The 14,722-nt window shown below is 74.3% G+C and carries 7 protein-coding genes and 3 pseudogenes; 7 read left to right on the top strand and 3 right to left on the bottom strand.

The features are described from left to right. Positions 1-203: 203 nt before the first annotated feature. Complete coding sequence (locus J2S44_RS26310; RefSeq protein WP_310419282.1) at positions 204-575, bottom strand: hypothetical protein; 372 nt, start codon at positions 573-575, stop codon at positions 204-206. Positions 576-709: 134 nt separating this feature from the next. On the opposite strand from J2S44_RS26310, the pseudogene J2S44_RS26315 reads away from it, so the two are divergent. The 6 genes and pseudogenes from J2S44_RS26315 to J2S44_RS26330 all read left to right on the top strand — a co-directional run. Further along, positions 710-4,433: pseudogene (locus J2S44_RS26315) on the top strand (DEAD/DEAH box helicase); the annotation flags it as partial. A gap of 626 nt (positions 4,434-5,059) precedes the next feature. After that, positions 5,060-5,692, top strand: a pseudogene (locus J2S44_RS42965) (Lhr family helicase); the annotation flags it as partial. Between the two features lie 324 nt (positions 5,693-6,016). Then, a pseudogene (locus J2S44_RS43135) lies at positions 6,017-6,307 on the top strand (hypothetical protein); the annotation flags it as partial. A gap of 947 nt (positions 6,308-7,254) precedes the next feature. After that, the gene (locus tag J2S44_RS26320) at positions 7,255-8,571 is read left to right on the top strand and encodes a hemolysin family protein (RefSeq protein ID WP_310419285.1); all 1,317 of its coding nucleotides are present in this window, start codon (positions 7,255-7,257) and stop codon (positions 8,569-8,571) included. Between the two features lie 205 nt (positions 8,572-8,776). Next, positions 8,777-9,838 carry a hemolysin family protein gene (locus J2S44_RS26325; protein ID WP_310419288.1) on the top strand — a complete coding sequence of 354 codons (1,062 nt, stop codon included), beginning with the start codon at positions 8,777-8,779 and terminating at the stop codon, positions 9,836-9,838. Positions 9,839-9,907: 69 nt separating this feature from the next. After that, entirely contained in the window at positions 9,908-10,999 is a 1,092-nt protein-coding gene (locus tag J2S44_RS26330; protein ID WP_310419291.1) for a sporulation protein, read from the top strand. 364 nt (positions 11,000-11,363) lie between these two features. On the opposite strand, the gene leuE is transcribed toward J2S44_RS26330, so the two are convergent. Both leuE and J2S44_RS26340 read right to left on the bottom strand, forming a co-directional pair. Next, positions 11,364-12,050 (bottom strand): leucine efflux protein LeuE, encoded by a 687-nt coding sequence (leuE, locus tag J2S44_RS26335; protein ID WP_310419293.1) that lies wholly within the window; start codon positions 12,048-12,050, stop codon positions 11,364-11,366. Then, positions 12,047-13,294 carry a bifunctional pyridoxamine 5'-phosphate oxidase family protein/GNAT family N-acetyltransferase gene (locus J2S44_RS26340; RefSeq protein ID WP_310419296.1) on the bottom strand — a complete coding sequence of 416 codons (1,248 nt, stop codon included), beginning with the start codon at positions 13,292-13,294 and terminating at the stop codon, positions 12,047-12,049. Before J2S44_RS26340 ends, leuE begins: the two co-directional genes overlap by 4 nt. 39 nt (positions 13,295-13,333) lie before the next feature. Between J2S44_RS26340 and J2S44_RS26345 the strand changes: the two genes are divergently transcribed. Then, the gene (locus J2S44_RS26345; RefSeq protein WP_310419298.1) at positions 13,334-14,698 is read left to right on the top strand and encodes an aminotransferase class I/II-fold pyridoxal phosphate-dependent enzyme; all 1,365 of its coding nucleotides are present in this window, start codon (positions 13,334-13,336) and stop codon (positions 14,696-14,698) included. Positions 14,699-14,722: the final 24 nt, after the last annotated feature.

Here is a 14,722-nt window from a genome sequence, read left to right on the forward strand (position 1 = left end):
ATCGGTGGGAGAAGTCGGCCGCGACGTAGACAAAGCATCACGGACCACGGCATCGATCGGCGCCAACGCGACACCGTACCGGATGATCGGTAAGCGATCCAGCACGCATTGCCACCAAACCCCTGTCAGGCAGGCCTTACGGCATGGGTCAGTCTGGTGTGGATGGTGCCGATTTTGCGCTTTAGCGACTGATTCCCCGCGGGTCAGAACACGCTGCGTGCACTCTGGACCGGTCCACTGTGCTGCGTGGGCACGTCCGCGGTGACGATCAGGTCGGCGCGGCCGAGGTGCTGCGCGGTCTCGTTGATGACGCGCTGGTCGGCCGCGAGCGAGCGGACCGGCAGGCGGTCGTAGCGGGCGTCCCGGCGCAGCACGAAGTAGTGCACGGCCGCGCGCACCCGGGCCCGATCGGCCGCGCAGGCGTGCGTGGTGGCGCGCAGCAGGTGGCGGAGGCTGGCGGCGAGCCGCTCGGCGAGCGCGAGGTCGTGCCGCCCGCGTGCGGTGCGCAGCGTGGCGAGGTGGCCGTCCACCTGGCGGATCAGGACCTCCGTGTCGTGCTCCAGGCCACGCTGCACCTCGACCCCTTCCGCGACTTTGCCTGAAAATTACTTTATTAACGCTTTTTGCCGCAATTTAGCGACGCCGGGCCGTCCGCGACCGCCGACCGGGGTCGGCGCCGTTACCGGGCTCACCGGCCGGCTCCGGGAAAATGTCGGACCCGGCGGGCAGGATGGTGGGCATGGCAACGGCGCTGGCGGAGTTCGGCGCGGCGACCCGGGAGTGGTTCGCCGCCGCCTTCGCCGCACCCACCCCCGCGCAGGACGGTGCCTGGCGGGCCATCGCGGCCGGCCGGCACGCGCTGGTCGTCGCGCCCACCGGCTCCGGCAAGACGCTGGCCGCGTTCCTCGCCTCGCTCGACCGGCTGGCCCGCGAGCCCCGGCCGGACGAGCCGAAACAGCGGTGCCGCGTGCTGTACGTCAGCCCGCTCAAGGCGCTCGCGGTCGACGTGGAGCGCAACCTGCGCGCGCCGCTGACCGGCATCCGGCACGCCGCGTCCCGGCTCGGGCTGCCCCAGCCGGACATCACGGTCGGCATGCGCACCGGTGACACCCCGGCGGACGAGCGCCGCGGCTTCGCCCGCACGCCGCCGGACATCCTGATCACCACGCCCGAGTCGCTGTTCCTGCTGCTCACCTCCGCGGCGCGGGAGTCGTTGCGCGGCGTCGAGACGGTGATCATCGACGAGGTGCACGCGGTCGCGGCCACCAAGCGCGGCGCCCACCTCGCGCTCTCCCTGGAGCGGCTCGACGCGCTGCTGCCGAAGCCGGCGCAGCGCATCGGGCTCTCCGCCACGGTCCGGCCGATCGAGGAGGTCGCGCGCTTCCTCGGCGGCGCCGCGCCGGTCGAGGTGGTGCAGCCGCCGTCCACGAAGACCATCGAGGTCAGCGTGCAGGTCCCGGTGGAGGACATGACCGCGCTCGGCGAGAACTTCGGGTCCGGCCCGGAGCCGGACGGCGGCCCGCCCGACCCGGGCCGGTCCCGGCCGTCGATCTGGCCCGCGGTCGAGGAGCGGGTCCATCAGCTGATCACCGAGCACCGGTCGACCATCGTGTTCACCAACTCCCGGCGCGGCGCGGAGCGACTCTGCGCCCGGCTCAACGAGCTGGCGGAGGAGCATGCGGTGCCGGCCGGCGAGGGCTCCGGGCCCGCCGCCGGCCGGGCGGCGGGGACGCCGGCGGAGATCATGGCGCAGTCCGGGCAGTCGCACGGCGCGCCGACGATCATCGCGCGGGCACACCACGGCAGCGTCTCGCGCACCGAGCGCAAACAGATCGAGGAGGCGCTGAAGTCCGGCGACCTGCCCGCCGTGGTCGCCACCTCGTCGCTGGAGCTGGGCATCGACATGGGCGCGGTCGACCTGGTCGTGCAGATCGAGGCGCCACCCACGGTCGCGGCCGGTCTGCAGCGCGTCGGCCGGGCCGGGCACCAGGTCGGCGCGGTCTCCCGCGGCGTCGTCTTCCCCAAGCACCGCGGCGACCTGCTCTCCTGCGCCGTGGTCGCGGAGCGGATGACGGCCGGCGCGATCGAGGAGATGCGCTACCCGCGCAACCCGCTCGACGTGCTCGCCCAGCAGATCGTGGCCATGGTCTCGATGGACGCGTGGACCGTGGCCGACCTGTCCGCGCTGCTGCACCGGGCCGCGCCGTTCGCCGAGCTGCCGCCGTCCGCGCTGCACGCCACGCTCGACATGCTCTCCGGGCGGTACCCGTCGACCGCGTTCGCCGAGCTGCGTCCGCGCCTGGTCTGGGACCGCACCGGCGACGTGCTCACCGGCCGTCCCGGCGCGCAGCGCCTCGCGGTCACCAGCGGCGGCACCATCCCGGACCGCGGCCTCTTCGGCGTGTTCCTGGCCGGCGGCGAGCGCGGCGCCCGGGTCGGCGAGCTGGACGAGGAGATGGTCTACGAGTCCCGTGTCGGCGACGTGTTCCTGCTCGGCTCGTCCTCCTGGCGGATCGAGGACATCACGCCCGACCGGGTGCTGGTCTCGCCCGCGCCCGGCCAGGCCGCCCGCATGCCGTTCTGGAAGGGTGACTCGCCCGGCCGGCCGATCGAGCTGGGCCGGGCCATCGGCGCCCGGCTGCGCTCGCTGGTCAAGGCCGGTGACGCGGCCGCGACCGCGACGCTGCGGTCCGAAGGGCTGGACGAGTGGGCCGCCGGCAACCTGGTGACCTACCTGCGCGAGCAGCGCGACGCGGTCCGCGCGCTGCCGGACGACCGCACGGTCGTGGTCGAGCGCTTCCGCGACGAGCTCGGCGACTGGCGGATGGCCGTTCACTGCGTGCTCGGCGCCAAGGTCAACGCGCCGTGGGCGCTGGCGATCGGGCGCCGCCTGACCGAGCGGTACGGGGTGGACGCCCAGGTCGTGCCGTCCGACGACGGCATCGTGATCCGGCTGCCGGACACCATGGACACGCCGCCCGGCGCCGACCTGATCGTCTTCGAGCCGGACGAGCTGACCCAGCTGGTCGAGGAGTCGGTCGGCACGTCCGCGCTGTTCGCGTCCCGGTTCCGCGAGTGCGCCGCCCGCGCGCTGCTGCTCCCGCGCCGCGACCCGCGCCGCCGCCAGCCGCTCTGGCAGCAGCGGCAGCGCGCCGCCCAGCTGCTCGACGTCGCCCGGGAGTACGCGGACTTCCCCGTCACGCTGGAGGCCGCCCGCGAGTGCCTGCAGGACGTGTTCGACCTGCCCGGCCTGCTCGGTCTCGCCCGCGACCTGGCCGGCCGCAAGGTGCGCGTGGTCGAGGTGGAGACGCCGCGGCCGTCGCCGTTCGCCCGGTCACTGCTCTTCGGGTACGTGGGGGCGTTCCTCTACGAGGGCGACGCGCCGCTGGCCGAGCGCCGGGCCGCCGCGCTCGCGCTGGACGCCACGCTCCTCGGCGAGCTGCTCGGCCGCGTCGACCTGCGCGAGCTGCTCGACCCGGCGGTGGTCGCGGAGACCGAGGCGCGCCTGCAGTGGCTCACCGAGGAACGCCGCCCGCGCGACGCGGAGGACGTGGCCGAGCTGCTGCGCCTGCTCGGCGACCTGTCCCCGGCCGAGCTGGCACTGCGCGGCGCCGCGCCGGACTGGGCGTCGACGCTGCGGGACGCGCGGCGGGCCGTGCCGGTGCGCATCGCCGGGGAGGAACGCTGGATCGGCATCGAGGACGCCGGCCGGGTCCGGGACGCGCTCGGCGTCGCGCTGCCGGTCGGGCTGCCGGAGGCGTTCCTCGCACCCGTCCCGGACCCGCTCGGCGACCTGGTCGCGCGCTACGCGCGTACGCACGGCCCGTTCTCCGCCGCCACCTGCGCGGCCCGGTTCGGTCTCGGCGTGTTCGTGGTCGAGCAGGCGCTGCGCCGGCTGGCCGCCGCCGGGCGCGTGGTCACCGGCGAGTTCTCCCCGGTCGCCGGCGGCGCGGCCGGCACCAGCGAGTGGTGCGACGCCGAGGTGCTGCGGCTGCTCCGCCGCCGTTCGCTGGCCGCGCTGCGCCGCGAGATCGAGCCGGTGCCGGCCCGCGCGCTGGCCACGTTCCTGCCGCGCTGGCAGCAGGTCGGCGGCGCCGCGCGCGGCGTCGAGGCGGTCGCCGCCGCGATCGACCAGCTGCAGGGCGTCGCGGTCCCGGCGTCCGCGCTCGAGCGGCTGATCCTGCCCGCCCGCGTCGCCGACTACACCGCGGGCCACCTCGACGAGCTGTGCGCCACCGGCGAGGTGGTCTGGTGCGGCGCCGGGACGCTCCCGGGCAACGACGGCTGGGTCACGCTCGCGTACGCGGACGCGGCCCCGCTCGTCCTGCCGCCGATCGACGACGCGCTCCCGCTCACCCCGCTGCACCGCGCGATCCTGGACACGCTCGCGGACGGCCAGGCCCTGTTCTTCCGCTCGCTGTCGGACCGCGCGATCCAGACCCTGGCCGCGAGCACGGCGACGGCCGCCACACCGTCCGTCGAGGACGACGCCGGCACCCCGGCCGTCGGTTCCCGCCGGCGCCCCCGGCCCGGCAGCCCGGAACCAACCGCGTCCGCCGCGCCGCCCGCGCCCGACACCGCCGCCGCCACGACCCGGCGGGCCGGCGCGGCAGCGAGATCCGGGGAGCCGACCGCGGTCGGCGGCGACGACGCGGCCACGGCGCGGCGGTCCGGTCGGGCGGTGAGCTCCGGTGACCCGGCGGTGGTCGGTGGTGATGACGCGGCCACGACCTGGCGGTCCGGTCGGGCGGTGGGCTCCGACGGGCCGGCGGCGGTCGGCGGTGACGAGGCGGCCACCACCTGGCGGTCGGGTCGGGCGGTGGGCTCCGACGGGCCGGCGGTGGACAGCGGTGACGAGGCGGCCACGACCTGGCGGTCGGGTCGGGCGGTCGGCTCCGACGGGCCGGTGGCGGTCGGTGGTGACGAGGCGGCCACGACCTGGCGGTCCGACCGGCCGGTGGTCTCCGGGCGATCCGCGGTCGCCGGCCGGCGACCGACCGGCCGGGACCTGATCGGTGGCCGGGACGCGGCCCCGGCCCGGCCGGCCGGCGCGGTGGTCGACGACGCGGAGATGGCGGCCGCGATCTGGGAACTGGTGTGGGCCGGTTACCTGACGAACGACACGCTCGCGCCGCTGCGGGCACTGCTCGGCTCCGGCGGCGCGCACCGGGCGAAGCCGGTCGCGTCCCGCGGCCGGTACCGGCGGCCGGGCCGGGTGGCGATGCCCGCCCGCACCGGGCCGCCGACGATGGCCGGCCGCTGGTCGCTGCTCCCGGAGCGCGACCCGGACCCGACCCAGCGTGCCACCGTCACCGCGGACCTGCTGCTGGAGCGGCACGGCGTGGTCACCCGCGGCGCGGTCGCGGCCGAGGGCCCGCCCGGCGGTTTCGCCGGCGTCTACCCGGTGCTCGCGGCGATGGAGGAGCGTGGGGCCGCGCGGCGCGGCTACTTCGTGGAGGGCCTGGGCGCGGCGCAGTTCGCGGTCCCGGGCGCGGTCGACCGGCTGCGGGCGCTCGCGGACAAGGCCGAGGACCCCAGCCGCCGCTCCTCGGGCGGCCCGGCGCTGATCCTGGCCGCGACCGACCCGGCGAACCCGTTCGGCGCGGCGCTCCCGTGGCCGGACCGCGCGGTCGACTCCGGCGACGGCACAGCCGGTACCGGTACGCCGCCGCCCGCCCGGTCCGCCGGCGCCGGACCTTCGCCGTCGGCCTGGTCCGCCGGCGCGGGGTCTTCGCCGTCGGCCTGGTCCGCCGGTGCCGGATCGCCGTCGCCGACCTGGTCCGGTGGTGCCGGATCGACACCGTCGACGAGCCGTTCCGGCGGTGTCGGAGCGGAACAGGCCGCCGGATCCGCCGGCGGGACGCGGACCACGCGGTCGGCCGGAACCGGGGACGGTGCCGTCGGCGCCCGGCCGCCCGCACGGGAGGCGGCGGCCGTGCCCGACGACGCCGTCCGGCGCGACGCGGGAACCGCCGGCGGCGACCAGGCTCCCGGGCCGGCCGTCCGGGCGGGCGGCGGCACCGGTCACCGGGCCGGGCGGAAGGCCGGCGCGCTGGTCGCGCTGGTCGGTGGCGAACTGGTGCTCTACGTCGAGCGCGGCGGCCGGACGCTCCTGTCGTTCACCGAGGACCCGGAAGCGCTCGCGGCCGGTGCCAAGGCACTCGCGGACGCGGTGCACTCCGGCGCGCTGGGCGCGCTCTCCGTCGAACGCGCCGACGGCGAGACGCTCCGCGCGTCACCGCTGCGCGACGCGCTCACCGCCGCGGGCTTCCGCCCCACCCCCCGCGGCCTCCGCCTCCGCTCCTGAGCCACCCCACCGCCGAGCGGGCCGCCGTCCCAACGCTGGGCCCGGCAGCCCGAAGCCCGCCGCCGGCGCAGGGAACCCTGGACCGATGCGAGGCCGGATAGTCCAGAGATCTCTGTCGGCTCAGGGGCCTGGGTCGACGGGAGGCGGGTGCCCCGGAGACGGCCGCCGGCTCGAGAAGTCCCAGTCGACGGGAGACGGGTGACCCTGAGACGGCCGCCGGCTCGAGAAGGCCGGGCCGACGGGCAGCGGGTAGTCCGGAGACCCGCCGCCGACGTAGGGACCCCGGACCGACGCGAAGCGGACAGTCCAGAGATCCCTGCCGGCGCAGGGGACCCGGGCCGACGGGTGGCGGGCAGTGCGGAGGCCGCCGCCGGAGCGGGAACAGGACGGTGAGGACCGGGGCGTTCGGCAGCCGATGGATGTCCAGAGATCGCCGCGAGCCCGGGGGCCCGAAGATGACGTGAGGCAAGGGTCCGGAGATCGCGGCGCCAGGCTGGGGGACCGGGGACCCGGGACCGGGGCCCGGAGATCGAGGCGTCAGGCGTGGCGCGCCGGCGGTGCGACGGACGCCCGTCCCGGTTGCCGTGAGTGCCGCACCGGGGGCATGTCCGGGGGGAATCTGACGGCGAGTGGCCTTCGAATCGGGTGTGGTGCGGCGGTGGTGGGACGGAAGCGGACGGCGCGGGTGGAACGCGATCCGGTGACAGGTGCGGATCGGGATGATGTCCGGCAGTTGACCCGGTGCGGGAAAGTGCTGGTAGCGGCCGTAGGGCTGGCTTATTCCGTACCGGCGGGGGATTTGATCTTGAATTTGTCTCACAGCGCGAGCCCAGCATGCGCTGATAGGGTGCCTGCATGATCGACCCCAGCCCAGAGGGCTGTAGTCCCCAGCCGGGAGAGCCCCGGCCTTCGCATCGAAGCCCCGCCCGCGCCGAGGGTGACTCGTCGTGCTGATCGCGCTGGGGCTTCTGCTGATTCTCGTGGTGACCGCCGCTACCGGGTACTTCGTGGCCCAGGAGTTCGGTTACGTCGCCGTCGACCGTGGCAAGTTGCGCCAGGAGGCGGAGGCGGGCGACGCCGCCGCCGCGCGGGCGCTCAAGGTCACGGAGCGACTCTCGTTCATGCTCTCCGGCGCGCAACTGGGCATCACCGTGACCGCGCTGCTGGTCGGCTACGTCGCGGAACCGTTCCTCGGTGGCGGCCTGACCGAGCTGCTCGGCGTGGCGGGTGTGCCCGCGGCGGTCAGCTTCCCGATCTCGATGGGTCTGGCGCTGGCGTTCGCGACCGTCGTGCAGATGATCTTCGGTGAGCTGGCTCCCAAGAACCTCGCGATCGCGCGGCCGGAGGCGTTGGCCAAGGCGCTGAGCCGGTCCACGCTGATCTATCTCACCGTGTTCGGTCCGGTGATCAAGCTGTTCGACCTCGCGGCCAGCCGCCTGCTGCGCAGCATCGGCATCGAGCCGGTCGAGGAACTGCCGGAGGGCGCGACCGCGGAGGACCTGACCCAGATCATCGCGGAGGCGCAGAAGGAGGGTCACCTCGACGCCGAGACCTCCGCGCTGCTCGACCGCGGCCTCGACTTCCGCCGGCTGACCGCCGGTGAGGTGATGGTGCCACGGGTGGACGTGGAGAGCGTGAGCGCCGACGACCCGGTCAGCCGGCTGGTCGAGCGGATGGCGTCCGGCCACTCCCGGTTCCCGGTGCGCGGCGCCGACGGCGTCGACGACGTGATCGGCGTGGTCGGCATCAACGACGTGCTGGCGATCCCGCCGGCGCGGCGCTCCGAGGTGCCGGTCCGCGAGATCACCTCGCCGCCGCTGATGGTGCCGGAGTCGCTGCCGGTGCCGGCCGTGCTGGACCGGCTGCGCACCGGTCACCGGCAGCTCGCCATCGTGGTCGACGAGTACGGCGGTTTCGCCGGCGTGATCACGCTGGAGGACATCGCGGAGGAGCTGGTCGGCCCGATCCGCGACGAGGTCGACCTGCCCGAGGCGTCCCCGGTCAAGCAGGACGACGGGTCCTGGCTGGTCCCGGCGCGCTGGCGGATCGACGAGGTCGCGGACGCCACCGGCATCGCGCTGCCCGAGGCCGACGAGTACGACACGGTCTCCGGCCTGATCATGCGCCAGCTCGGCCGCGTCCCCGAGGTCGGCGACGCGCTGGAGCTGACGCTCCCGGGCGCCGACGCGGAGGAACGGGCCCTGGTGAGCGTGGTCTCGATCGACCGGCACGTGCCGGGCACCGTCCGGGTGGAGGTGCAATGAACGAGCTTGCGAGTGAATCATCGGCTCAGCGCCGCCTGTCGCGTCACCGCAGCTTGCCGGTGGAGTCCGGCACCCATGAGCTTGCGAGTGAATCGTCGGCTCGGCGCCGCCTGTCGCGTTACCGCAGCTTGCCGACTGAGTCCGGCACCCGTGAGCTTGCGAGTGAATCGTCGGCTCGGCGCCGCGTGGAGCGGGCGGTGGCGTCGTGAGTACGGGGTGGGCGATAGCCGTCGCTCTGCTGCTGCTGGCCGGTAACGCGTTCTTCGTGGCCGCGGAGTTCGCGCTGATCGCCAGCAAGCGGTACCGGCTGGAGCATGCCGCGGCCGGTGGCACCGCCGCCGACCGCGCCGCGCTGGCCGGCAGCCGTGAGCTGACCGTCATGCTGGCCGGTGCGCAGCTCGGCATCACGCTGTGTTCGCTGGGTCTGGGCGCGCTCGCCGAGCCGGCGATCGAGCACCTGGTCAGCCCGTTGCTGCACCGGATCGGACTGCCGGACGCGCCGAGTCACGTGATCGCGTTCCTGTTCGCGCTGCTGCTGGTCACGTTCCTGCACCTGGTGCTGGGCGAGATGATGCCGAAGTCCTGGGCGATCAGTCACCCGGAGGATTCGGCCCGGCTGCTGGCGCTGCCGTTCCGCGGGTTCGCCCGCGCGGTGCGCCCGCTGCTGACCGCGCTGAACAGTGCCGCGAACGCGATCCTGCGGCTGTTCAGGATCGAGCCGCAGAACGAGCTCGCGCAGGTGCACGATCCGGAGGAGCTGCGCATGCTGCTGGAGCAGTCGCGGCAGCACGGCACGCTCCCGTTGGATCAGCACGCGCTGCTGACCAGCATGCTCGCGTTGCAGCGGACCACGGTGGCGGAGATCGCCACGCCGGCCACGCGGATGGTGAGCGTGGCGCCGGGTGACACGGCGTTCCGGATCGAGGAGGTCTCGCACGCGACCGGCCGGTCCCGTCTCGCGGTGATCGACCCGGCCGAGCCCGGCGTGCTCGGCATGGTGCACGTGCGGGACGCGGTGCGCGCCACCGCCGGCGCGAAGGACGGCGCGACCGCGGCCGACCTGATGTCGCCGCCGTTCACGCTGCGCGCGGACGAGACGCTGATGCAGGCCGTGGGCCGGATGCGGGCCGAGCGGGCGCAGTTGGCGCTGGTGTCGGACGCGGGTTCGACGGTCGGTTTCGTCGCGCTGGAGGATCTCCTGGAGGAGGTCATCGGCGAGTTCGACGACGAGACCGACGCCGTGCCGCGCGGCCGCCGCCTGCGCTGAGCCGCCACACAGGTAACGCCCAGATTCGTACGGATATAACGGACTTTTCGTATAAGGAGGTCGAGGCTCATGGTCTTCAAGAAGATGCTCAGCGCCCTCGGCGTCGGCGGCCCGTCCGTCGACACCGTGCTCGCGAACCCGAACACCCGTCCCGGGCTCATGCTCGACGGCCAGGTCAACATCGTCGGCGGTACCACCGCGGTGGACATCGAGCACGTCGCGCTCGGCCTGGTCACCCGCGTCGAGGTCGAGGGCCACGACACCGAGTGGGACTCGGTCATGGAGTTCCACCGCGTGGTCGTGGCCGGCGCGTTCCGCCTGGAGGCGAACGAGCAGCGCCAGCTGCCGGTCCGCTTCCCGATCCCGTGGGAGACGCCGGTCACCGACGTCTACGGCCAGCGGCTGCGCGGGATGACCATGGGCCTGCGCACCGAGCTGTCGGTCGCGCGTGCCGTGGACAAGGGCGATCTCGACCCGATCTACGTGCACCCGCTGCCGATCCAGGAGAAGATCCTGGACGCGTTCCTGCGGCTCGGCTTCCACTTCAAGACCGCGGACCTGGAGCGCGGCCGGATCACCGGCGTCAACCAGCAGCTGCCGTTCTACCAGGAGATCGAGTTCTACCCGCCCGCGCAGTACCAGGGCACGATCAACGAGGTCGAGCTGACCTTCGTGACGAACCCGCAGGGCATGGACATCGTGCTCGAGTTCGACAAGCGCGGCGGCTTCTTCACCGAGGGCCGCGACACGTTCGGTCGCTACCAGGTCTCGCACGCGCAGGCCGACAGCACCGACTGGGTGCAGGTCGTCGACGGCTGGATGCAGCAGGCCGCCGGCAGCTACTCGTCCCTGCGCGGCGGCCACGGCGGTTACGGCGCCCCCGGCCACGGCGCTCCCGGTTACGGCGCTCCCGGTTACGGCGCCCCGGGCGGTTACCCGCCGCCCGGCTACCCGGCCCCCGGCGGCTACGGCCACGGCGCACCCGGTTACGGCCACGGCGCTCCGGGCCACGGCGGCGGCTACCACGGCCACTACCGTCGCGGTCACGGCGGCGGCATGGGCGGCGTGGTCGCGGGCGCGGCCGGTGGTCTCCTCGGCGGCATGATCCTCGGCGAGGCGATGGAGGACATGTTCGAGGGCGGCGAGGGCGAAGAGGGCTGACCGGCCATCGTCTCGGGGCGCGGGGTTCTCCTCGCGCCCCGAGTCGTTCCCGGCCGCGCACCCCGAGGACACAGAAGCGGATATTCCCGCTTCCGGCGTGGTCGCGCCGGGCATGCTCCCGCGGGTACCGGTCGGCCGCGGGCGGCCTCCCTGCACGTTCCGCACCCGGTCACCACGACCCCGCACCGCTCGCCGGCCCGGTCGTCGACGGGTGGCCCGCCAACGGCTTTCCTGGTGACCGGGTGCCGGGGTGACCGGGTTTCGTGGTGAGTGGTGCGGGACGTGCAGGGAGGAGCGCCAGCGACGACCGGTGCCCGCGGGAGCACTCGGGAAGTGCCCCCGCCGGAAGCGGGAATGTCTGCTTCTACAGGGTTGCGGTGGCGAGTTTGGCGCCGAAGGTGACGAAGAGCGCGCCGATCGCGGTGGTGCCGGCGCGGGCCAGCACGTGGCGGCGGCGGAACTGGGCGGCGAGGTAGCTGCCGGAGAGGATCAGCGCGGTCAGGTAGAGCGCGCTGCAGATCTGCACGATTGCGCCGAGCAGCAGGAACGACAGCTCCGGGTAGGCGTAGCCGGGGTCGACGAACTGGATGAAGAACGAGACGAAGAACAGGATCGCCTTCGGGTTCATCAGGCTGATCAGCAGCGCCTTGCGGAACGGCTGCGACACCGGCGGCTGGGCGGCCGGCGGCTGGGCGGCCGGCGGCTGCGAGGCCGGCGCCTCGGCGGCCGTCTCCGGTGAACGGCGGCGGCGCCACGCGGCGCGCAGCATGGACACGCCGACCCAGCAGAGGTAGGCGGCGCCCGCGTACTTGATCACCAGGAACAGCGGGGGATGGGCGCGGAGCAGCGAGGCGACGCCGGCGGCGGACAGCAGCATGAGCACGGCGTCGCCGAGGAAGACGCCGCACGCGGCCCGATAGCCGGTGGCGATGCCGCGACGGGCCGCGACGGAGAGCACGAACAGCGAGTTCGGTCCCGGCAGCAGGACGATCGCCACCGTGCCGAGCACGTAGGTCCAGAGGTCGGTCACTCCCAGCACGTCGTGCATCATGCGCCCTCCGGGCGGTGCGCCCGAAGCCGGTCCCGCAGTGCGGCACGTGCGCTCGGCCACTCCTCGTCGGTCATCGAGTAGATCACGGTGTCCCGCCAGGTGCCGTCCGCGCGCTGTTTGTGCCGGCGCAGCACGCCCTCCCGGGTCGCGCCGAGGCGCTCGATCGCGCGTTGTGACCGTACGTTCAGGTTGTCGGTCTCCCACGCCACCCGGACCGCGCCCAGTTCCTCGAACGCGCGGGTGAGCAGCAGCAGTTTCGACTCGGTGTTCGCGCCGGTGCGCCAGTGGCTCTTCGCGAAGTACGTGTGCCCGATCGCCACCGTGCGGTGCCGTTCCTCGATGTCGTAGTACGACGTGGTGCCGATGACCGCGCCGGTCCGCGCGTCACGCTGCAACCACGGCACGGTCGGCGTCGCGGCCAGCCGGTTGCGCAGGTAGGCGCGCATCTCGTCGAGCGTGCGCGGCGCGCGGACCGGCAGGTGCTCCCAGATCTCCGGGTCGCCGCACGCCTCCAGGAGGTCGGCCGCGTGCACCAGGTCCAGCGGCTCCAGAACCACGTGCTCGCCGCGCAGCGTCACCGGCGTCTCCCACGCGCCGCGTGCCGGGCGCAGGTAGTCCGGCACCGGTACGGTCAGCGCCTCGTCCGGCTCCGGCAGGCCCCGGACCCGGTGCAGCGGCAGCACGCCGGCCCAGTGCGGCAACGTCTCGTCGCCCGGCTCCTCCTCGCCGACGCCGTGCGCGCGGATCTTGGCGGACACCTCGGTCAGCGGCAGGGCCAGCACGGTGGTCTGGCTCAGCTCCTTCTTCGTGCCGGGCCGGCTGTCCGCGGCCCGGCCCGCGGCCACCTTCTCGACCAGCGCGGTGAGCGCGCGTTCCTTCTCCGCCACGTCGGTGACCAGGACGGCGGTGCCGTGCGCGATCACCGACCGGTAGTTCGCGCTGTGGTTGAACTGCGAGCGCGCCAGCACCAGCGCGTCCAGCACCGTGACCTCGACACAGACGGCCAGGCCGGTGCCGCGGGCGGCCAGCATCGGGCGGCTGCCGGTGGAGCCGTGCAGGTAGAGCGTGTCGTCGACGCGGACGGCCAGCTGGGGAAGCACGCGCGGTTCGCCGTCGACGACGAACGCCATGTGCGCCTCGAAGGACTCGTCGAAGATCTGGTACGCCAGCTCCCGGTCGTAGCGAATCCGCCCCTTGTCGCGCAGCGCCGTGGTGCGATGAGTGGGTGAGAAGTCGTCCCCCATGTTGGCAGACCTCCTTTGTACTAGTACAGTAGGAAAACTGTGGCAGAACATTATCAGATCACCGGGTCCACGGCGGCCGAGATTTCCGGCAGCGTGGAGGCCGGCGTGCGCTCCGGCGACCTCGGGCCGGGCGCCGCGCTGCCGCCCGTCCGCTCGCTCGCCAAGGCGCTGAGCTGCAGCCCGGCGACCGTGGCCAAGGCCTACCAGACGCTGCGGCAGCGCGGCCTGATCGAGACCGCGGGGCGCAACGGCACCCGGGTGCGCGAGCGGCCGCCGATCGCCACGTCCGGCCGGTCCGCGCTGCGGCTGCCCACGCCGCCCGGCGCGCTCGACCTCTCCACCGGCGAGCCGGACCTCGCGTTGATGCCCGCGCTCGGCCCGCGCCTGGCCCGGCTCGCGGCCGCGGAGTTCTCGCCGACCAACTACACGGACGCGGGCGCGCTCCCCGAGCTGGTCGAGCTGGCCCGGGTCCGGTTCGCCGGCGACGGCATCCCGGTCGACGACGCGGAGATCACCGTCACCAGCGGCGCGCTCGACGCGATGGAGCGGCTGCTCGCCGCGCACCTGCGGCCCGGCGACAAGGTCGCGGTCGAGGACCCCGGCTGGGCCAACGCGCTCGACCTGATCGCGGCGCTCGGCCTGACCGCGGTGCCGATGCCGGTCGACGACGAGGGCCCGACGGCGGACGGCCTGCGTGCCGCGCTCGCGTCCGGCGCCGGTGCGGCCATCGTCACGACCCGCGCGCAGAACCCGACCGGTGCCGCGGTCAGCTCCTACCGCGCGGCCGAGCTGCGATCGGTGCTGGCCGAGTTCCCGTCCGTGCTGCTGATCGAGGACGATCACGCGGCCGAGCTGGCACCGGTGACGCTGCACGCACTGGCCGGTGCGACCGGATCGTGGGCGTTCGTCCGGTCGGTCTCCAAGCCGTACGGGCCGGACCTGCGCCTCGCCGTGGTGGCCGGCGACGAGGCCACGATCGCGCGCGTGGCCGGCCGCATGCGGGTCGGCGCCGGGTGGGTGTCCACGCTGCTCCAGCACGTGGTGCTCTATCTGTGGCGGGACGACGAGGTGATCAACGGGGTGATCCGGGCGCGGGACAGCTACGTCACCCGCCGTCTCGCGCTGCGCGCCGCGCTCAAGGCGCACGGGCTGGACGCGCGCGGGCGCACCGGGCTCAACGTGTGGGTCAGCGTGCCGGACGAGACGCGCGCGGTGGCGGCACTGCGGGACGCGGGGTACGTGGTGGCGCCCGGCTCGCTGTTCCGGCTCGCGTCGCCGCCCGCGATCCGGATCACGATCAGCCCGCTGGCCGAGGACGACATCCAGCCGCTGGCGGACGCGGTGGCCGCGGCGGCCGCGCTCGACCCGGTGCCGGCCCGCTCGTCGATGGCGCTGACCGCGTGACGAAATCTGTCGTACCGGTGGGGT

This window comes from Catenuloplanes niger (genome assembly GCF_031458255.1).
In the GTDB taxonomy this organism is placed as follows: domain Bacteria; phylum Actinomycetota; class Actinomycetes; order Mycobacteriales; family Micromonosporaceae; genus Catenuloplanes; species Catenuloplanes niger.